This is a genomic window from Enterococcus wangshanyuanii (assembly GCF_002197645.1).
GTDB lineage: Bacteria > Bacillota > Bacilli > Lactobacillales > Enterococcaceae > Enterococcus_L > Enterococcus_L wangshanyuanii.
In genome coordinates this window covers 3,019,074-3,036,841 of sequence record NZ_CP021874.1, presented here as the reverse complement: position 1 = coordinate 3,036,841, position 17,768 = coordinate 3,019,074, and the positions used below count along the sequence as shown (strand labels likewise).

The 17,768-nt window shown below is 38.2% G+C and carries 29 protein-coding genes and 1 tRNA gene; all 30 read right to left on the bottom strand.

The genetic code is table 11. The features are described 5' to 3' along the window. Positions 1-47 precede the first annotated feature (47 nt). The 30 genes from CC204_RS15220 to CC204_RS15070 all read right to left on the bottom strand — a co-directional run bounded on the left by CC204_RS15220 (position 48) and on the right by CC204_RS15070 (position 17,767). Positions 48-233 carry a hypothetical protein gene (locus CC204_RS15220; protein ID WP_088270933.1) on the bottom strand — a complete coding sequence of 62 codons (186 nt, stop codon included), beginning with the start codon at positions 231-233 and terminating at the stop codon, positions 48-50. Positions 234-246: 13 nt separating this feature from the next. Then, entirely contained in the window at positions 247-1,185 is a 939-nt protein-coding gene (locus tag CC204_RS15215; protein WP_088270932.1) for a distal tail protein Dit, read from the bottom strand. After that, a complete protein-coding gene (locus CC204_RS15210) occupies positions 1,182-3,452 on the bottom strand; it encodes a phage tail protein (protein WP_088270931.1) in 2,271 nt (756 codons plus the stop codon). Before CC204_RS15210 ends, CC204_RS15215 begins: the two co-directional genes overlap by 4 nt. After that, on the bottom strand, positions 3,453-3,788 hold the full coding sequence (locus CC204_RS15205; RefSeq protein ID WP_227011171.1) for a phenylalanine racemase: 336 nt from the start codon (positions 3,786-3,788) through the stop codon (positions 3,453-3,455). A 98-nt stretch (positions 3,789-3,886) separates the two neighbouring features. Continuing rightward, on the bottom strand, positions 3,887-4,231 hold the full coding sequence (locus CC204_RS15200; protein WP_088270929.1) for a segregation and condensation protein B: 345 nt from the start codon (positions 4,229-4,231) through the stop codon (positions 3,887-3,889). Next, complete coding sequence (locus tag CC204_RS15195) at positions 4,231-4,770, bottom strand: phage major tail protein, TP901-1 family (RefSeq protein WP_088270928.1); 540 nt, start codon at positions 4,768-4,770, stop codon at positions 4,231-4,233. The genes CC204_RS15200 and CC204_RS15195 overlap by 1 nt, the downstream gene beginning before the upstream one ends. Before the next feature lie 12 nt (positions 4,771-4,782). After that, positions 4,783-5,196: a DUF5072 family protein gene (locus tag CC204_RS15190; protein WP_088270927.1), complete on the bottom strand. Its 414-nt coding sequence runs from the start codon at positions 5,194-5,196 to the stop codon at positions 4,783-4,785. A gap of 4 nt (positions 5,197-5,200) precedes the next feature. After that, positions 5,201-5,542, bottom strand: coding sequence for a hypothetical protein (locus CC204_RS15185; protein ID WP_088270926.1), 342 nt, complete (start codon positions 5,540-5,542; stop codon positions 5,201-5,203). 4 nt (positions 5,543-5,546) lie between these two features. Next, positions 5,547-5,858 carry a hypothetical protein gene (locus CC204_RS15180; protein WP_088270925.1) on the bottom strand — a complete coding sequence of 104 codons (312 nt, stop codon included), beginning with the start codon at positions 5,856-5,858 and terminating at the stop codon, positions 5,547-5,549. Further along, positions 5,855-6,208, bottom strand: a complete 354-nt coding sequence (locus tag CC204_RS15175; protein WP_088270924.1) for a phage head-tail connector protein — start codon at positions 6,206-6,208, stop codon at positions 5,855-5,857. Before CC204_RS15175 ends, CC204_RS15180 begins: the two co-directional genes overlap by 4 nt. 14 nt (positions 6,209-6,222) lie before the next feature. Then, positions 6,223-7,176, bottom strand: coding sequence for a hypothetical protein (locus CC204_RS15170; protein ID WP_088270923.1), 954 nt, complete (start codon positions 7,174-7,176; stop codon positions 6,223-6,225). A gap of 12 nt (positions 7,177-7,188) precedes the next feature. Further along, a complete protein-coding gene (locus tag CC204_RS15165) occupies positions 7,189-7,836 on the bottom strand; it encodes a DUF4355 domain-containing protein (protein ID WP_088270922.1) in 648 nt (215 codons plus the stop codon). Positions 7,837-7,930: 94 nt separating this feature from the next. Next, complete coding sequence (locus tag CC204_RS15160; RefSeq protein ID WP_088270921.1) at positions 7,931-8,152, bottom strand: hypothetical protein; 222 nt, start codon at positions 8,150-8,152, stop codon at positions 7,931-7,933. An 8-nt stretch (positions 8,153-8,160) separates the two neighbouring features. Next, entirely contained in the window at positions 8,161-9,057 is an 897-nt protein-coding gene (locus CC204_RS15155; RefSeq protein WP_227011170.1) for a minor capsid protein, read from the bottom strand. Further along, entirely contained in the window at positions 9,047-10,417 is a 1,371-nt protein-coding gene (locus tag CC204_RS15150; RefSeq protein ID WP_227011169.1) for a phage portal protein, read from the bottom strand. Before CC204_RS15150 ends, CC204_RS15155 begins: the two co-directional genes overlap by 11 nt. Beyond that, positions 10,417-11,715, bottom strand: coding sequence for a DEAD/DEAH box helicase family protein (locus tag CC204_RS15145; protein ID WP_227011168.1), 1,299 nt, complete (start codon positions 11,713-11,715; stop codon positions 10,417-10,419). Before CC204_RS15145 ends, CC204_RS15150 begins: the two co-directional genes overlap by 1 nt. Before the next feature lie 100 nt (positions 11,716-11,815). Further along, positions 11,816-12,292: a terminase small subunit gene (locus tag CC204_RS15140; RefSeq protein ID WP_088270919.1), complete on the bottom strand. Its 477-nt coding sequence runs from the start codon at positions 12,290-12,292 to the stop codon at positions 11,816-11,818. A 61-nt stretch (positions 12,293-12,353) separates the two neighbouring features. Beyond that, positions 12,354-12,644, bottom strand: coding sequence for a hypothetical protein (locus CC204_RS15135; protein ID WP_088269964.1), 291 nt, complete (start codon positions 12,642-12,644; stop codon positions 12,354-12,356). A 126-nt stretch (positions 12,645-12,770) separates the two neighbouring features. Further along, positions 12,771-12,839, bottom strand: a tRNA-Ile gene (locus CC204_RS15130). 822 nt (positions 12,840-13,661) lie between these two features. Beyond that, the gene (locus CC204_RS15125; protein ID WP_088269555.1) at positions 13,662-14,105 is read right to left on the bottom strand and encodes a sigma factor-like helix-turn-helix DNA-binding protein; all 444 of its coding nucleotides are present in this window, start codon (positions 14,103-14,105) and stop codon (positions 13,662-13,664) included. Between the two features lie 4 nt (positions 14,106-14,109). Next, on the bottom strand, positions 14,110-14,328 hold the full coding sequence (locus CC204_RS15120) for a hypothetical protein (protein WP_088269556.1): 219 nt from the start codon (positions 14,326-14,328) through the stop codon (positions 14,110-14,112). Further along, a complete protein-coding gene (locus CC204_RS15115) occupies positions 14,325-14,531 on the bottom strand; it encodes a hypothetical protein (protein ID WP_088269557.1) in 207 nt (68 codons plus the stop codon). The genes CC204_RS15120 and CC204_RS15115 overlap by 4 nt, the downstream gene beginning before the upstream one ends. 33 nt (positions 14,532-14,564) lie before the next feature. Beyond that, positions 14,565-14,993, bottom strand: a complete 429-nt coding sequence (locus tag CC204_RS15110) for a class I SAM-dependent methyltransferase (protein ID WP_227011260.1) — start codon at positions 14,991-14,993, stop codon at positions 14,565-14,567. A gap of 31 nt (positions 14,994-15,024) precedes the next feature. Further along, on the bottom strand, positions 15,025-15,204 hold the full coding sequence (locus CC204_RS15105) for a hypothetical protein (RefSeq protein ID WP_088271677.1): 180 nt from the start codon (positions 15,202-15,204) through the stop codon (positions 15,025-15,027). Between the two features lie 496 nt (positions 15,205-15,700). After that, a complete protein-coding gene (locus tag CC204_RS15095) occupies positions 15,701-16,162 on the bottom strand; it encodes a hypothetical protein (protein WP_088269560.1) in 462 nt (153 codons plus the stop codon). Then, positions 16,159-16,353 (bottom strand): hypothetical protein, encoded by a 195-nt coding sequence (locus tag CC204_RS15090; RefSeq protein WP_088269561.1) that lies wholly within the window; start codon positions 16,351-16,353, stop codon positions 16,159-16,161. Before CC204_RS15090 ends, CC204_RS15095 begins: the two co-directional genes overlap by 4 nt. Beyond that, a complete protein-coding gene (locus CC204_RS15085) occupies positions 16,350-16,874 on the bottom strand; it encodes a DUF1642 domain-containing protein (protein WP_088269562.1) in 525 nt (174 codons plus the stop codon). Before CC204_RS15085 ends, CC204_RS15090 begins: the two co-directional genes overlap by 4 nt. Continuing rightward, complete coding sequence (locus CC204_RS15080; protein ID WP_088270639.1) at positions 16,861-17,058, bottom strand: hypothetical protein; 198 nt, start codon at positions 17,056-17,058, stop codon at positions 16,861-16,863. Before CC204_RS15080 ends, CC204_RS15085 begins: the two co-directional genes overlap by 14 nt. 115 nt (positions 17,059-17,173) lie before the next feature. Then, on the bottom strand, positions 17,174-17,374 hold the full coding sequence (locus CC204_RS15075) for a hypothetical protein (RefSeq protein WP_088269564.1): 201 nt from the start codon (positions 17,372-17,374) through the stop codon (positions 17,174-17,176). Next, a complete protein-coding gene (locus CC204_RS15070) occupies positions 17,375-17,767 on the bottom strand; it encodes a YopX family protein (RefSeq protein WP_088269565.1) in 393 nt (130 codons plus the stop codon). Between the last annotated feature and the right edge of the window lies 1 nt (position 17,768).

Here is a 17,768-nt window from a genome sequence, read left to right as displayed (position 1 = left end):
TGATGAACAAGCTTGAAATTGAACTTCAAAATGTAGCAATTAAACATTTAAAAAATTCGTCGAGATAATTCAGTAGCAGCACTAAGACGTTGTGCGATATCTTCAAACTTATCACCTCTGACAATGCTTGCAAGTTCCACATTAATGTTCTGCTCTAGACTATCCACAATAGTTTGGAGCAGTTTTGTTTGTTCTTTCTGCTCGGATAAAATTTGTTTGAACAATTCTTCCATTGTTGATCACCTCTTATAAGTATCTGTTTGGATATTCAATCGTCAATTTAAAGTCGCTATCCTTCGCTTGAATGTAAAGTGGCTCATTTGGATAAATGTAGAAATCATTCATTGGTCGGATCATTGGCTTACCATTTTTAGTGATGTTGAATGTTTCAGTATCTACAATAATTGTAGAATTATCAAAATCACCTAAATCAACTGTATCATTTCGTGTTTTGATCCAAACGCCACGACCAGTGCCTTTTATTGTGATTGTAGGTTTGACTTTCATTCCTTCTACCGTTGGGTACACTTCAATTGGTTTTGATTCTTTCCCATCATCACCCATCAAATACGACCTATTTTGAAAAGTGATCATTGTCGATCCCCAATAAGCGCCACCTTCAATGACAATTGGCATATTAACTGCCCCAGATCCGGTATTTCCCATCAAGTAATTAGCTTGAAAAGTAATGACCGTAGATCCCCACATAACAGAAGTAGCATCACTTTTGGTATATTTGTATGGATCGCCGCATCTAAGCGTGAATGTGCTAATGCACCAGTTAATACCTGGGTCTACTGGATCAATCATCGATTTCGTTCCTTGAAAATACATTTCAGGCTCATCGTTGAACCAAAGCTTGACTTCTTTTTCAGAATATAAAGCCACGTTCAGCTTATTGAACTTATCTCTAAAGTCCGAATCATTTTCGGCTTTCAGATAATACTGAATAACAATTTCACGTGCTGGAATACGATTGTAAATATGGCGCTCACCGTCACGGATTCCAAGTTGTGCATATTCATTTGACGTTTCAAAAAGCTCTCTTCCTTGTACATTTAGAGTACGATACCCTGGAATGAGATCTTCTAAAAAGTTACCGCCGAAGTTTAGAGCTTCGGTCGGTAATCCTTCGAGTGGAGATTCGCATTGAAGTTTCAAAAGCGGAGAAATATCATCCATCATATTCTTTTCCGCCCCTTTCTTCCGTCAGCTTTATCTTGTCTTTGTTGTAAAGCCATTGCGATTTTATCAATGTCCGCATCTTCTCGAACAATAAAAGTGGCACCGTCATTCATTCCTCTATAGTCATAAATGACTGATCCATTATCAACGCGATTATTAGTAACAGCGCTATGTTTAGCTGATTCTTTCGCATATTTCATGCTCACATCGTGTGGAATAACTTGAGTTCCCGATGGTAACAGAGCTAGTTCTCCGCGACCACCCTCATTCATTCGAGCAAATCCACCTTGCCATGAGGTTGTTCCTGATTGTAAGTAAGGGATAGTGCCGATATTAACTCCTTGGCCGCCAATACCTGGAACCCAATCTGGAACCTTCAAAGTATTCAGTCCATTGATAAATCCGTTAATTATTCCAATCACTAAGTTTATCGGTGTCTTGATTACTGTAACAAGTCCATCAAAAATCCCACCAGCAATACTTACTAATCCGTCCCAAGCTTGGCTCCAATTTCCTGTAAATACGCCAGTTATGAAATCAATTATTCCTGTAAAGATTGGTTTTAATGAATTGTTCCATAAATCACCTATTGCAGAAAATGCAACATTAACTACTTCCTTTATCGTGTTAAAATGCACTGTAAAAGCTGGAACAAGTACTGTTTCAATAATGAACTTTATTGCTGTGAATATTGGTTTTAACAAACTTTCCCACACTTGTTTTATGGCGCCAACAATTGTGGCAAAAACATCACTAATAATTGGTAATGCGACCTTAACGCCATCAACTAGCCATTGAACCACTGGGAGAATGGCTTGCCAAACTGGTTTTAACACTGATTCCCACAACGTTTTTATCATATCCCAAGTTGTTTGAACTGCTGGGAGAAAAACGTTCTGAAAGGCATCTACAATGAAAGGAATCACTGCATTAACAATTAAATCCAACATCATATCAAACACAGGCTTTAAGACTGTATTCCACATATCAGAAATAACTTGGAATACAGTAGTGATAATTCCTTGAATAGACGGCCAAATTTCTGCTACACTAGCTTTCAACTGATCCCATACTGCAAGTACATTCGTTCGAAACTCTTCATTGGTAGCCATAAGATAAGCAAATCCAGCTACCAACGCAACAATTGCTGCAGTCACGAGACCAACAGGACTGGCTATAAAACCGATAACTTTAATCAATGTACCAAATCCTGTGATCAAAGGGCCTATTACTTTCAACGCTGGACCAATTCCTACGGCTATTGCTCCACCTATCCCAGCACCTTTTAGTATTAAGCTTTGCATGAAAGGTGATAGCCCATCAAACTTGGCCTTCAAATCCTTCACGGTTGTTATCGCTTTTTGGAAAGATTCTCCAAACTTCACGCCTAACTCACCTGCTACAGCCTCTACGGATCCTAATTTTGTGTTAAAATCCGCTAACATCGGTTTAAGTGTAGAGAAGAAACCTCCGCCTTTTCCTCCAGCGTCCAAAAAGTTTGCTCCAATACGTCCAATAGATGCGCCAATGTTTGCAATAGTAGATTTGAAAGAGTTCTGCCCCATGATTTGTGCGGCACCACCGATATTCTTTTCTATGGCATTCATAAACATTTCCGATGATATCTCACCAGCTGAAGCCATTTCTTTAATATCGGAAGCTGCAACTCCTGCAGCATCTCCTAACCATTGATAAATCGGCAACCCTCTGTCTGACAGTTGCTCCAAGTTCTCAGTCATGGCTCGACCACTAGTTGTAACTTTATTTACAATCGATCCCATTTCTGACATGGAAGTACCTGCAATAGCCGCCGCATCAGCTGTTAGAGATAGGTACCTTGTTAATTCTTCCCCTTGTTTCACACCTGCCGCCGTCGCTCCTGCTGCTGTGGTTGCTGCTTCTGCCATACCGAAAGCCGTTCCTTTTACGGAAGCTGATGCAGATTCCATGATTTTATCAACGGATGCCGCATCATGACCTAACCCCATTAATTTAGCTCTGGCATCATCGATTCCGGTTAAACGATCAAAACCTTTGACTAAAGCAATACCAGCTAACGCACTAGTAGCAACCATTGCGGGTTTTGTAATTTTACTGGTTAACGTATCACCGACACCGCTGACACTTTTCCCGATGGACTGCATTTTTGATCCGGCTGCTGAAATTTTACTTTGTAGACTATCAATAGCTCCTTTGGCCTCAGAAATAGCACCTTTAAAACCAGAGGGATCACCAGTGATTTTTGCACTTAACGTATAATCTGCCATCTAGTTCCCTCCCTTCGGTGTTCTAAGTCCATTCGCATGGTAGATTTGATCAACCCAAGATTTTCCGTCTCTTTCTTCAACTTCAAGCACCACATCCATCGCCTGCTCATTAAATGCAACATCTGCTTTAGATTGTTTCTTTTTGAATAATTCTTGAAATTTTGAACCTTTCTTACGCATAGCATTTGAAACGGCATTTAACACAGAATCCCGTAAATAAGTGGCATCATTTATTGTCTTGCGCTCGTATTCTTTTCTGATAAATGATTTCTCGGTTTCAGTAAGTTCTAAATACGCAGACTTGGTGTAGCCAAAGTTAACAACAAAAAAAGCCAAATCAATCTCATCTTGATATGGCCTTGATAATTTTATTTTTCTTGTTTCTTCAGGAGTGTTTGAAGTCTTAGAATCCCAATACTCATAATCAATGAGTTCTATTGGAATAAAAAACCCATATCCTCTTGAAGCTTATCCACAATCAAATTATTTACTGTTAAAGCTCCGTTTTCTTCAATGAATGGTTCAAACATCTTAATAGCCTTTTTTTGTGGAACAGCTTTTAATCCCTTAGCTTCCACTAAACCAAAGCTAAATAAAGTTTCCATCATCTGGAGCGACAACACCCCATCATTTTTAATCGCTTCGGCATTTACGCTTCGGCCAGTCATTTTTTCAATGGTTTTGATTTTTGTGAAATTGAAGCGCAGCTCATAGATCACGCCATCCACTTCAAATTGACCATCCTGTAATTCAGTTTCTTCAATATTTTCTTTTGTCATTAGCTTTTACCTCCAGATTTAGTTTCTACGGGTGGAACAGTTTCACCTGGCATTTGATTCGCATCTTTATCCGCTAAATCTACTAATGCGCCCATACCATCTAATTTAATAGAATAAGTCATGGCATCGTCGAAAGGTGCTTCAAAAGAATAATCAGTGACAATACATAAACCACCGAACATCCCTTTCTTTTCCTGCATATCTAAAACTTTGATACATACTGGATCATCTCCATCGAAATAAGCGCCCAATTCCTTATGAGACTCATCCCCACGAACATATAATCCGTCGTTGTCGATCGACCATTCTTTCATTCCGCCGATTTTAGACTTCCATCCGCCTTTTGTATCTTTTGATGTAATTTCAATGGAATCTTTTGAACGGTTAATTGTTAACCCTTGTTGACCAGCAATAGCCAATAATTTATCACCCGTTGAATTGAAAATCGCTAAAAGAATGTTTTTACCTGCTACCGCTTTTGTAGCTGATGATGAAAAATCACAATACAGTTCATTCTCAAATCCTGTTACTTCTGGCATAGTTATTTCCTCCTATATTTTCATTTTGAAGCCGTATGTCACAGTTAACGCATAACCGATAACAACATGCCTCACATCGTCTTCTTCTTGTAATATTCGCTGAACACCCTCAGGCTTTTGTATAAGCAAGTCATACCCTTCAGGCAATTGAACTGCGTTTGTCATCGCCTCACGGATTTTATCCGCTAAATCAAACACAGGGACAGAGCTTTCAGAGCCATCCGCCCAGCCATGAATATAGATGATATATTTATCCTTCCATAAGGTCTTAGACGGCACTGGCTCTACTCCTACGACCTCCACATTCACAAATGGAATATCTTGATTTTTGGGCACATAATCTAGAATCGGAATGTCTTGGATTGTTGTTCTTAATACTTTAAGCACTCCTGACAATAAATCAGATAAAGCTAATTGCTCAATCATCAGATCACTCCTTTAATTTATTTTTTAAGTCTTGGTAATAGATCTCTTTTTGTGAATCTACATTCGTCTTGAAGAAATATTGCCCTGGTAAAAAAAGGCCGTTTCTCAAACGATGGCCAAATTCAACATGTGGACCATAATCTTTCACGTACCCTACCTCTTCGCCAGAGTATTTCATGGACATACGAAGCTCACTAGTATCTACTGGTGTGCCTCCTGGTTGTTGTCCTCTGGTGTATATATCACGCATCTGCTTTTTTTGAACATCGATCAAGTCTAGTTCAGATTTTTTCTGAAGTTCGCGCTCTAAAGCAGCAGTTCCGTCCATACTTATTCCCCAACCCATTTAATCACTTCCCATAAGAAATAACAGATAAGATACGCCAACGATCCTCATCTTCCCCTTTGATTTCCTCAATTGAAAATGTTTCGCCTTTTAGGCTCAAATGCGAAGCTTGTAGGAGTTGTTCTCTACTTAAAGTTGTAATAATTTTTTGCATTTTTTTTGAAACAATCCGACTATCTAGAGCAATTTCTTGAACAGTCCAAATACTTTTTCTACCTTTTCCTGTTTTAAAGGTAGTCAATTCATAGATTGGGTTTCCTAATTTATCCGTATCTATCTTTTGTTTCTTTTTTAGAGCAACCTCAAATAGCCTCACATAATCACCAACATTCCAGCGTTTCCTTGATCATCTTTTAGCGTATTTTTGTAGTTAGCGAACTCCCGATCATATTCTGCTAATAATCCATTCACAAATGTGACACTCATAACGTCCACATTCTCGCTAGAAATGCCCTCGTGATATTTCCTGCGATACATTGCAAGCACAACATCAACAGCGATAGAGTTCAAAGCCTCAGGAAAAGTACCTAATCCAGCGTATAAAACAATACGGTCAACAGCAGCAATGATGTATTCATCAACTAAAGCAGAATTGTCCGCAAGTTCAGGCTCACGGACAATTACACGATCTTTTATCAACTCTTTATTTTCTTTTTTCTCAGTCATAAGGAATCAGCTCCCTATTTTGTTGATTTCGTTTCAGGTTCAGTTGTTGGTTCAGTGATTGTTGTTTCAACTACTCCATTTAATACTTCAGTGAATAATTGAATCCCTTCAACGGCAACTGTTTCAACAGTTAAATTGTTCAAAGTATTACCATGAGTCACACCGATTAAGCCGGATTCATCACTTGTTAAGCCAAATGTTGTCGCCATTTCAGAGGAAGCAACATCTTTATTCGCTAAAACGATGTTGTTTACTGCTGTAGTGTAAACTTTGCCTTCTGGAATACTATCAAACACTAAAACAGTTTGATTTAAGAAACCAGTCAACAAAGTAAATCCGTAAGCTGTAGAAGGCCCTGATTGAATCGGTGCTTCTCCTAAATATTTAGCTACATCCATTGCGCTGACAAAAGAAACCATCGGAACATTTCCGCGGAAGAATGTTTTCGCTTTCGCCCAACCAAGAGACAATGCTTTTTGGAAGCCTTCGGCATCTTGTTTCGTTGGCGCAGTACCTAAATAAGTGAAGAATTGAGATTTGATTGCATCTTGGATTTCTTCTAAAATTTCACGATCTGTTTCGTTCACTGCCATATCGTAGCCATGACGATCAATCGCTTCAGCCGATACTACTTTACGATACTTATGCAACGGAACAACGAAGTCACGATCTTTCTTGCGTTCAATTTTAGACAATGGGATAGTTTCCCCTTCACCTACTGCGTTATTTGTTGCCATTGTACGCACCCATTTATAAGTCTGCACTTTTTGATCTTTACTTAAAGTCATGCGACGAGTAACACCTAGAACTTGTAACAATTCTTCGATTGAATAGCCAAATAGGTTTACAAAATCAATAGATTTAATCTCACCTAATCCGTCAGTCGTTGTTAAGTTTGCCTCTGCTGCAAAATATTGTAGATCCATGTTCATTAGTTTTTCTTTGTTTGTTTTTGAGATATTTTTCATGTGTAGTTCCTCCTATTTTCTAAATAAATGAATATTTTCTTTGATTGCTTGTTGACGTTTAGTCGGATCAGCAATTTTCATGATCTCGTCTTTTGTCATTTGTTTCCCTGGTGTTAAATTGACCACTGGTGGTTTGCCTGACAAAGCTGCTTTTGTTTTTTCTTCTGCTTTTCTATCGATAAGTGAAATAAATGAGTTCACCGCTTGTTGCGTGTCCTCTGCTGTGTCTTTAACAACAAAGTTGAGTATTTCATCGTCTGCAGTGATAGAAGCTTCAGAAAGCATTTTAGACGCTTCTTTTGACATTGCGGTAAAATTGTCTTTTTTCTCAAGCTCGGCAATACGATCTAACAATTTTTGTTTTTCATGCTCAGCTTTTTCATCTTCATTCATGGATGCGAGACGATCGGCTTCTTTTTGCTTGGCATCTTGCTCTTTCTGCCATTTGGCTTTTCTGCCTTTTATGATAGTGTCGATGTCGTCATCATCTTTAAAGCCGAATTTTTCTTTGATTGCAGTCAGTTGGTCTTCACTCAATTCATCTACATTCAGTTCGACGGTTTCCTCGGTAGTAGTGTTATCCGGATTATCCCCACCACCGTTAGATCCAGTGTCTTCCGCAAAAAACTGTAAGTTCATGCCTAATCTTGTTTTTTTCATGATAATCTTTCCTTTCCCATATCTTTTAACGTGGATAAATGCTTGCACTTCCATAGCTTTTAAAGTCTTCAATGCTTGGACATAATAAAAAGCCCTAAATAAATCTAGGACTAAATACCTGCTTTATAGTATTTATATTCTCAGTTGGAAAAATCATCTGCTCACCATCATCCACCAGTACACTTATGAATTTAGGTGGTATAGCTGCTAACATTTTCTTTATTGTCTCAGAATCAATCAAACACTCTATTTCTTTAAACGATCCTTCTTCATCATTTGCGCCTTTCCAGTAGATTACTCGATAAGACTTATGCATTTACACCATCACTCCTCATTTTCAATTGGAATTATTGTAGACCTACAAAAACTGTGCATTGGCGGCGCATTTAGTCCCGGTCTATAATCTTTAAACTCGAAAAACTGTTTATTGAGCGTTCTACACACTTTACTTGTACGGTCATCAATAATTGACGTGTATTGGTATCTCAGAATGCCCTCGGCCATAAAAGCATGTGCATTAGCTGTATTCATAAAGAAGGCCGATTCCGTCCAAACGAGACGTTTTGCATAGAATTTGCCAGTATCTACACGTTGCATTAACGATTTGATCATTGCATCATAATTCTTACCTGCGATTATGCCATCCTTCAAATCAATGGTCAGCCAATTTCTCAATGTGTCTTTATTGTCCCAAATACGGTCAGAGTAGTTTTTCTCGTTGAACCACTTATCAGATAAAGCTTGCTGAAGCAAAGAATTATTGATACTAAAAAAACTCGAAGGATTCTTCAAGTTTCTCATTGTAGCTTCATATCCGTATTTATAAGACAATTTTAGATATTCCGTCATTAGATCCTGTTCAATTAATCCTAATTCAGCCATCTTCATTCTAACGGACATCTGCAGCCCTTCTAGTCGGTTCAACTTATAAATGTTTTGTCTGATAGGTAATAAGTTAGCATGTTCTGGATGATTCTGAACAAAGCTATCAAAGTCTTTGAATATCTCCTCACGTTCTGAATCACTTAGCTCCGCCATCATCGTTCTATATTCGAGAATGTCATCTGCTCCATACTTTTGATAATAATAGGCAATTTCTTTCTCTAATTCTCTTTGGATGCGATCATATTCTTTCGCTAACTTTAAAGAAAAACGTTCATCTTTCTTATCAAGACCAGACATCAAAGCATCTTGACGTTTCTTCCAATAATCATTCTTCATTTAAATCACTTCTTTGAGTACGATTAAAATTATCGGTAGCAGGTCCGCCTGATTCTTCTTTCATTTGGCGGGCCGTTTCTTTGGGATCCCTGATACTTGAAACAAATGCGATACGATCTTCAAGCGGTAACAAACCAGCTGCTGATTGAGCTGTTTCAACCTCACTTGCTGTATCACGAGGAATGTTTCGGTAAAAAGTGTATTCTAAATTGATCCATTCATCTTTTTGGCTTGCTGGTATATTAGTGGGTAATTGGAATATCATTTTAAAACGCTGATTCATTCCAGAAGTAAACTTCCTTTCAGCTGCTAATGCTAAGTTTTCCATTTCCTGCAGCTTGAATGAAAGACCTACACCCGAAGCATTTCCGAATGTTTCACTGTTTAGATTCGTTACCATAGCCATTTGATAAATCAAACGTTCCAATCGATCTAATAAATGTTCCTGTGATTGATCACCATCAGGTTTCTGCAAAAATTCAACCACAATATTTTTGATCTGTTCCGGATTGTCTGTACCAAAGAAATTGATAATGCGATTGTCTCGAATACTTTTCAGCCCGTTTTTATCTAGCTGCACGCCTAGAATAGAAAGATAGGCATCAGCGAAATAATCAACATCATTCGCCTTTTCAGAAATACCTTTATTGAATGCATTAATCATTGAAATAACATTCTCAAATATTCCTTTTCGTTCTTCATTGAAAATATATTCAACAACCGGTACATCATGATAATAGTGTGGTACCTCATCTACCAATTCGTACCCACGTTCGCCTTGCTTAAAATAAATGATCTTATCACGAGTATAAATTTCACCTTCAAGACGATTGTCATCGTTGAGATAATAACGAACTGCAAAAAGTTTTCTTTGTGCGATTGACTTGTCATAAACCATAAACATATCCAACGGATCATTGTAAGTGATTTTAGTTTGTGCTTCTTCATCCTGCCATAAAAACTCGTAAGCTCTGCCAAAGATGCATACCTTCTTAGACAATTCAGCATTATTGTCATTTTGATCATTAAGCTTTAAGATTGTATTGATTTTTTCTGATACTACAGGAGAATCATGGCTAACGCTTATCGGCTTCCCAATAAAATAACCATTGAATGTCTCTGTAATATACTCAGCAAAGTTTACAACAATGCGGTTATCTGGTTTGTATGTGTCCTTTTTTGGCTGATCAACAATGCTATGTCGTCCTCGATACATTTGTTTTAACATTTCATAGCGCCGAATTTCTTTTTTATGCAGCGTGATATATTTTGCTAATAACTTATTATCGATTTCAACATCAGACTTACACGTCATTATTTCTGGTAAAGGAAAATACCAGTCGTTATTGCTTACAAACATCAAATTCCCCCTTTCATAAATTGCATACCAATTACCGGCGGTTCGTAGAATGTCATGATTACCGCCTCAGCTCTATCGGGCGACGGAAGCCCTCTTTTTTTCATTTCTTTTTTACGTTCAATCAGAACTTTTCCTTTTGAGGTCAATGAATAACGCCTGATTGATAATTGACCCATCAGATCATCATCTTTGGGTAAGATGATGTCATTTAAATAATCATCTTTAAACTTGCCATACATCAAAGAAATGATTCCGTCATACTCTTTATTCCCTTTACTAGCAAAATTGATTGGATGAACAGACAGCCATTCGAGATCCTCCTCGCAGATGATTTCTCTCAGTCTGTCAGTAACACCTCCACCCACACCAGTGTCATCAAGTTTGATGCGGATATTATGAGTTGGATATTGCTCGTGTAATTTATTTGCCTCTTTCATAGTCATTCCTACTGTCTTCATGAGGTTCTGACCTTGAAAACTTTTTAACGGCAAACAAATAGCCCCTAATCGAATAGCAAGGACTGTTTCATCATCACCAAATCTGGCAACATCCAATCCTAAATCAATAGGCGCGTGATCAGGAATGTCATATAGATTTTCTTTTAAATTAATTAGTTCATATTCTTCCGGCAGCTCTCGATTGATTGCCGCTTCTACTGCTGACAACGAAATCCAAGCATTTGGCTCACCAAGAGGAAAATCACCATAAACACGGACTCTTACAACGTCACTATCTGGACCATAACGACGAATTAGTCGTTCAATATTTTTCTTATTAGTTCGGCTGCTGTCGAGAGACGAAACTTTTCTCGTTTTCCAATCTGCGCGATCCTTATGAAAGGCATCGTAAAAAATTCCGCTTGTTTTTGTTGGGTTGGCCATCATGATGATTTTATTGTGTTCACCAGTCAGCGTTCCTAGAATGGCTTCCATGATGTTATCATCAATACCCGAAGCCTCATCAACGACGAATAACATGTAATCTTCGTGAAACCCTTGCATATTTTCAGGCTTTGTTGCTGTCCGTGCCGTTGCAAACCAACGTTCTTCATTGCCGATCATATAGACTTTGGTTTTCGTCCACTTGAGAATATTCTTAATTTTAGAAGCGTTTAACCATTTAGCAACCTCAGCCCAAAGCACATCGTTTAACTGTTGCATCGTCGGGGCTGTACAAATAACTTTGGCATTCGGGAAACAGACAAGATACCACAGAATAATAATTGCCTCGATAGATGTTTTACCAACACCTTGACCAGACCTGATTGCTACCTGTGGATTGTCACGTACATCGTTCAATGCTTCGAGCTGCCATTCGTCAGGAACGAATCCTAACGCCTGCTTGGCGAAGATAACAGGATTTTTACGCCAGATGATAATGAGTTTTTTCATCGCTTTTTTATCCATCTGCAGCACCTAGTTCTTTTTCAGCTTCTGCAACCATTTCAGCCCATTCGATAGCGTCTGCATTCTTATTACTATCTTCTGGCTTCTCAAACACCATATTCGCTTTATAAATATGCTCAAGCGCTTGGTTTCGCTCCTTGATGCCAGCAGAAAAAGCTTTTTTCTCTGCGCTCACAACTTCATTCGTTTCCGGATCGAATTCTTGAAATTCATACTTTTGAGGCTGACCACGTGCTATTGATGCAGAAATAGAAAGAGCTTCTTCAACACTCATTATTCGTTCTTGATTCGCTTGAGCAGTGATTTTTTTAATGTAATCTTGAATGTTAGGTTTTGTAAGGTTTTCTTTCGCTATTACTCTTGCGGTCTTTTTGGAATACCCTGCTTTAATTGCTGCTTGCGTTCCGTTACCGAAATTCAATACATACTCTTCAGCAAAAGCCCTTTGTTTTTCTGTCAACTTCGCCATGACCTCACCCCTTTCTAAACAATATAAAAAGCCACCGCAATGCGATGACCTTTAAATAATATTAAGCACCTAGACTAAAACCATTTTCTTTGGTCAAGCTTTTGTTTAATGAATTTAACACTCCGGGATTTTCTGAAATTTGAGCTACTAATGGTTCTAGTGACTCCATGACTTGTCTAAAAATTCCTTTTATCGTGTCTATAAATGGCTGCAATTCTGATTCTAACCATTTTGCTGTAAATTCCATATCCGCTTTTGCTTGTGCATCATCTTTGATAATCTTAGCAAATTCTTTTTCCGACACACTTTTGTATATTGTCATTAATCTTTCTACTTCTTTTGGGATAAACATTTCTTTCACTCCTAACTTTTATGAAATATGCTACAGTCAATGACTGATCTTGTACTTATGTAAGAAAACAGCACCACTTGAAATGATGCTGTATATCTAGGCTAAACCGCCCTTTTCACAATTTTAAGGCTCAGCCGTCGATTCGAACAACATCTCCAGATTATCAATCTGGCGCACTACCATTGTGCTAGCGCCTCACCTATTTTTTAACAACCTACACGATACTCCGTCAGTATCACCGCTTCCACCTCGTCAGGCTCTAACCCTACCACATCCTCGGTTGCTATTTGTGGGGGCATACGTCCCGCTGTTTAATGGGTCAGATACTAAAAGCCAAGGGCAATTTAGTCCTCCCAATTGCTAAGGTGTGGATTTGCACCACACATGATCAGATTAATTTTTTATCAGGGATTCTTCAGGAATTAGCCTACGTTCTAGTTCCTTATCTGATCTTTCCCGCAATACGTCTACCTATTCCGTCACTTAGCATTTGCCACTGACAAGGAATCAAACCTTGCACTATAAGTTTCACTATCCGAGATAATGCCCTTAGCGTTTCTCATTTCGCCACAGTGACAATACAGGACTAACCAAACTGCCTGTATCTGGAACGTCTCCCTAGTTTTTCTTAACATCCAGTAGATGCCGGATGCTGCCTACAACTCAAAGTTGCAGAGCATTGGTCCTGTGTAAAACACCCACAGGCAAGCTTTGTTCGTTTCAATCAACTAACACATGATGCCGTGTTTACCGTTTTTATTGATATAATGCCAATACCAAAACCAATTCATTTTATTACCTCCTTTTACATAGCTTTTATGTAATACACCCACAGGCAAGAATGCGTAAACCTTTTGAGGAGATGTTACACCATCCTTTTATAATTTTTTTGTTGTTAGCCTGTGAGTGCTTATAAAACTACCTACAGCAATAATCACCGTCTTTTAAAATAGGGAAGATAGCTGTGTAATTGTTTGCTGTAGGTAAATTTTGCAAACTTTTGATAATACTATTATATTACGTTTTTTCAATAGGGTCTGTGGCTTCTTTGTGGCTTTTTGACCTTAAAATCACATATTTTTCTTTAAATTCCACTTTCCCTAGTATTTTACTGTGTTTTCTTCTTATATGATCATAGGTATACCCTAATTCACTGGCGATTTCTTTTAGAGTCAATCCTTCTACATATTTCATTCTAATGATGTGCTGTTCAATACCTCTGAACGAATGAATAACTTTCTTCAAATCATATAGATTATTCATGTTCAAAGCTAAATCATATTCAAGAGATTCGATGATATCTTCTAATTTACTGGCTTTTGACTCTTTAACAAGAGAGTATTTACCAAGATCATTAGAATCTTTCCAACGTTTAAGCTCATTTTTATAGGTACCTAGCTCCCAATCGAGCACAGCTATTTTCTGTTCCCATTCCTGGTATTTACTCAACCATTCGTACAAATCATTACTCCTCTCTTCCTTTTTCTTTCCAGTAAAGCAAACTGCATAAAGTCTTTACCCATTTGACCAGTTCTTCTAAATTTGTTTGCAGACCTATACCCAATAATAAGATTACATATATCAAGGCTCTAAGCTCATAGCCAAATGACATGTGGACTATTGCTGAGATAAACAGTAGAACCATTAAAATTGCTTCCCAATGCTTATATATTTTTCTGATCATTCATTTCCCTCTCTTTCTAACTTCCTGCCACACATCGGGCAATAATTAATTGGTACCGCTACTGCTCCATAGTCATTATGCAGAAATAGTTTAGCTTCTGATGTAACATAAACCTTTACTGTGTCCACGAGTTCCTCGCTATCATCGAACTCAATCAATAAATCATTATCGATAAAACTTGTACCTTGGCAATACTGACACATCCTCACCCCTCCAATCCTCCGCCAACTGTGCTGTTAGTTGGTGGGTTTCATAAATACAATCCAATGAGTTTTAGCTCTTTTGTTACCGTATAAGGGTTCGCAGTCAATCACTTTTAGAATTTCTGATAGTTTAATTTGATCTTCATTCCACTTGAAGACTAGCGTTCCGTTAGGCTTAAGAACTCTCATACATTCATCAAATCCCTGTTTGATATCGCTTGGCCAAGTTGATTCATCAAGCTTTCCGTATTTCTTGGCCAACCAACTATTTTCGCCTGCTTTTACTAAATGCGGTGGATCAAATACCACATGATAAAATCTATTATCCTCAAATGGCATCTGTCTAAAGTCTGCTATCACATCAGGTTCAACCTTTAACGCTCGACCATCACAGAGAGTGTCATCAAGTTGTCGGTTATCCATGTACAGGACATCTTTATTCTGTTTGTCGTACCAAAACATTCGGCTGCCACAACAGGCATCTAGTATTTTCTTAGTCACAGATATCACCATCCATCCTCACTGCAACCGTCCTCTTGCCTTTATCACGTTTCAAATTACTAGGTGTTGCCCAAAACTCAATCGTTGATTGCTTAACGTTTAGTTGATTTGCACATTCCTGTTTAGTGCCTACAGCGACAAGGTCATCGCCTTTATAAACTGCGTATTCCATAATAATCACAAAGGAGTAAAAAGCTTTTTGCGTCCGGACAAATCTCCTACTCCTCCCTTTTAGTTTATATATCCCACGGATCATAGTCGGGATCATTTACTGATGCCCAACAATCTACTGCTTCCCAGTGGTCTATGTGGCAACCACCACACGTTTCACATATTTCTTCTGGATGACATTCGTGACACTGGTGGCAATCGCACTCCAGTATTTCCGTTCCGCATTTTTTGCATTTGTCGGTCATCCCTACTCATCCCTTTCCATAAAGAGCTTTTATTCCATCAACCACTGTGTAATAAATCATTAATACGATAAATATTGTCAGAGCTGGATGTTTTTCTATAAAATCAAATAGATTCATCATTTACCTCCTGCAGTTCTTCGGCTGTTTGGATGAGGGTTATTCCAAAATGTGACGGTGTTGATATGATGTAATAATTTCCTAAATCAGACGTTCCGCTGAAACCGCAATCTCCTCTTAAAGAATCGATTTCAACTATTTCATCTTTTCCATCGAAGACAATTCTATCCCCACTCGAAACTCATCCAACTTACGTCCTTTAGCAGCAAACTGTTCGGCACGCTTAAACGTTTCTATCTGTTCGGCGGTGGCTGGTGTTAAATTAGGAAAAACAGCTGTCATGTCTTTTTCAGGAATGTACCACTTTTTAAAAGTGCCATACTGAGCATCATATACACAATATTCAATTTGATTGGCTACGTTACCTAATATTTTGACTATTTTTTCGCCACCATCAGAACTGTAATACTCCCCGACCGCAAAGGGTGGAGTTGTTTCACAAGCCGATTCTAATCGTCCGATGACTTTATTTAACTTATTGAGAGCAACAAAAGCATCCATCTTGACTTTGTTATCATTAGTGCCAATACCATTTTTGATATTTTGCAGTTGTTCTGCAGTCTCTTTTAATTTTGCGATGTTTGTTTTCTCTGTCATAGCGTTTCCTCCTCAATGGTGATAACACCACACAAATTCGGATTGATAAACGTAAATACTTGTTCCTTATTATCATGGAAAGCAAAAGGTTTATTGTAACAAAGACAATCAATGATATCGGCATAAGTTATTGATTCTGTATCCGGCTGATATTCCGTTACGCCATTTTGATTAGTCACAATTAGTTTCATTCCGCATCCTCCTCCACTGGTACAGCAAGTTTCTTGATATCCGGAAAATATTTATCTAATTCACTTCCCATAAATTTATCTCCTATACCATAAGCGACATCCATGCCACTCTCATTAATCACATAATACGTCTCATCAAGACACGGCACTGGCATATAATACAACGGCTCTTTTTTCACTTTGTAGCCGTCTTTCATGCGGATCAGTGTTTCGATTGGGTTGTTCTCGGTAAAAGAAGCCCATTTTTCAAACTCTGTACGATCGCCAAGATTTTTTTGATACAAATCTACATGTAAGTCAAAAATCTCCTGCTCTAAATCTCGTTTATGGAGTTCATACCATTTCACCACAAACTCCGGCACCTCAACTGGTTTGGGTAGTGATGATTTGAGCTGTTCCATATCCGATAAAGCAGCTCTGATTAATACATCCGAATTCTGTATCTCACCAGCATAATGACGGTTTAAGCAATCATCCCAATCATTGATCTTTTCATCTATCAATTTCTCAATCTTTTCCATGTGCTGTGTCCTCCACTGTATAACTAACTAAAACATAAGTTACTTTTTTATTTATCTGTTCGTTCCATACCACTTGATAACCTATTACTTCTAGATTGTTGTAACGCTCCGCAAAGTCATTCAGTTTTGTTATAGCTGATACTTCCATTTCATGATTATCATAAAATTGCAGATATCGTTTCATTGTCATTTCTCCACCTCATCTAAAATCTATTTGAAATCACGCTATATCTTTGATACACTATTTACGAGCGATCACCGCTCGGACCTAGAGTTGTGGCTCTAGGCTTTTTTGTTGTTTAATCGTATTCGCAGCTTCCTAGCTCAATATCTTTTTGGCAATTTTTGCATTCAACGCTGCCACAATTTCCGTAATATGCATCGGCACCAAATTTGTTATAAACCGAATCATAATCATATGACTGAGTTTCATCACAACTTGGGCAGACAACACTTATTCTAACTGGCTTTGATTCTATGACGTAATGTGCTTTTTCCATTTACTCCACCCCACTTAGTAGTTCTGGGTTTTCGTGGATGTTTCCGATGACTTCCAAATCCGCAGTACAATTACTGGTATCTGCTACATCATCAAAACTGTAAGCATCAAGTGGATCAATACCATCAATATAAAATTGATAACAGTCTTTTTCTACAGCACCGATATAACTATATTCGCCAGCCACTTGCCTAACCACATCCCCCTCATAAATCTCAACACCGTTCTTGTCTTTTAGTCCGGTGTATTGCATGAGGATGATCTCATCCAAAAACCTCATGTAATTTTGATAATCATCATTGTATAATTGGGCTATAGTACACCCTTGAAACAATCCGTGACATTTCATCATTCCTCGTTCCTTATCCCACGCCCGAAACTTCGGTTTATTCATT

Bases quoted from the DNA above. Each gene is read 5' to 3' on its own strand.
- CC204_RS15220 (WP_088270933.1), bottom strand. From the start codon at position 233: ATGGAAGAATTGTTCAAACAAATTTTATCCGAGCAGAAAGAACAAACA.
- CC204_RS15215 (WP_088270932.1), bottom strand. From the start codon at position 1,185: ATGATGGATGATATTTCTCCGCTTTTGAAACTTCAATGCGAATCTCCA.
- CC204_RS15210 (WP_088270931.1), bottom strand. From the start codon at position 3,452: ATGGCAGATTATACGTTAAGTGCAAAAATCACTGGTGATCCCTCTGGT.
- CC204_RS15200 (WP_088270929.1), bottom strand. From the start codon at position 4,231: ATGACAAAAGAAAATATTGAAGAAACTGAATTACAGGATGGTCAATTT.
- CC204_RS15195 (WP_088270928.1), bottom strand. From the start codon at position 4,770: ATGCCAGAAGTAACAGGATTTGAGAATGAACTGTATTGTGATTTTTCA.
- CC204_RS15190 (WP_088270927.1), bottom strand. From the start codon at position 5,196: ATGATTGAGCAATTAGCTTTATCTGATTTATTGTCAGGAGTGCTTAAA.
- CC204_RS15185 (WP_088270926.1), bottom strand. From the start codon at position 5,542: ATGGGTTGGGGAATAAGTATGGACGGAACTGCTGCTTTAGAGCGCGAA.
- CC204_RS15175 (WP_088270924.1), bottom strand. From the start codon at position 6,208: ATGACTGAGAAAAAAGAAAATAAAGAGTTGATAAAAGATCGTGTAATT.
- CC204_RS15170 (WP_088270923.1), bottom strand. From the start codon at position 7,176: ATGAAAAATATCTCAAAAACAAACAAAGAAAAACTAATGAACATGGAT.
- CC204_RS15165 (WP_088270922.1), bottom strand. From the start codon at position 7,836: ATGAAAAAAACAAGATTAGGCATGAACTTACAGTTTTTTGCGGAAGAC.
- CC204_RS15160 (WP_088270921.1), bottom strand. From the start codon at position 8,152: ATGCATAAGTCTTATCGAGTAATCTACTGGAAAGGCGCAAATGATGAA.
- CC204_RS15155 (WP_227011170.1), bottom strand. From the start codon at position 9,057: ATGAAGAATGATTATTGGAAGAAACGTCAAGATGCTTTGATGTCTGGT.
- CC204_RS15150 (WP_227011169.1), bottom strand. From the start codon at position 10,417: ATGTTTGTAAGCAATAACGACTGGTATTTTCCTTTACCAGAAATAATG.
- CC204_RS15140 (WP_088270919.1), bottom strand. From the start codon at position 12,292: ATGGCGAAGTTGACAGAAAAACAAAGGGCTTTTGCTGAAGAGTATGTA.
- CC204_RS15135 (WP_088269964.1), bottom strand. From the start codon at position 12,644: ATGTTTATCCCAAAAGAAGTAGAAAGATTAATGACAATATACAAAAGT.
- CC204_RS15120 (WP_088269556.1), bottom strand. From the start codon at position 14,328: ATGATCAGAAAAATATATAAGCATTGGGAAGCAATTTTAATGGTTCTA.
- CC204_RS15115 (WP_088269557.1), bottom strand. From the start codon at position 14,531: ATGTGTCAGTATTGCCAAGGTACAAGTTTTATCGATAATGATTTATTG.
- CC204_RS15110 (WP_227011260.1), bottom strand. From the start codon at position 14,993: ATGTTTTGGTACGACAAACAGAATAAAGATGTCCTGTACATGGATAAC.
- CC204_RS15105 (WP_088271677.1), bottom strand. From the start codon at position 15,204: ATGGAATACGCAGTTTATAAAGGCGATGACCTTGTCGCTGTAGGCACT.
- CC204_RS15095 (WP_088269560.1), bottom strand. From the start codon at position 16,162: ATGACAGAGAAAACAAACATCGCAAAATTAAAAGAGACTGCAGAACAA.
- CC204_RS15090 (WP_088269561.1), bottom strand. From the start codon at position 16,353: ATGAAACTAATTGTGACTAATCAAAATGGCGTAACGGAATATCAGCCG.
- CC204_RS15085 (WP_088269562.1), bottom strand. From the start codon at position 16,874: ATGGAAAAGATTGAGAAATTGATAGATGAAAAGATCAATGATTGGGAT.
- CC204_RS15080 (WP_088270639.1), bottom strand. From the start codon at position 17,058: ATGAAACGATATCTGCAATTTTATGATAATCATGAAATGGAAGTATCA.
- CC204_RS15075 (WP_088269564.1), bottom strand. From the start codon at position 17,374: ATGGAAAAAGCACATTACGTCATAGAATCAAAGCCAGTTAGAATAAGT.
- CC204_RS15070 (WP_088269565.1), bottom strand. From the start codon at position 17,767: ATGAATAAACCGAAGTTTCGGGCGTGGGATAAGGAACGAGGAATGATG.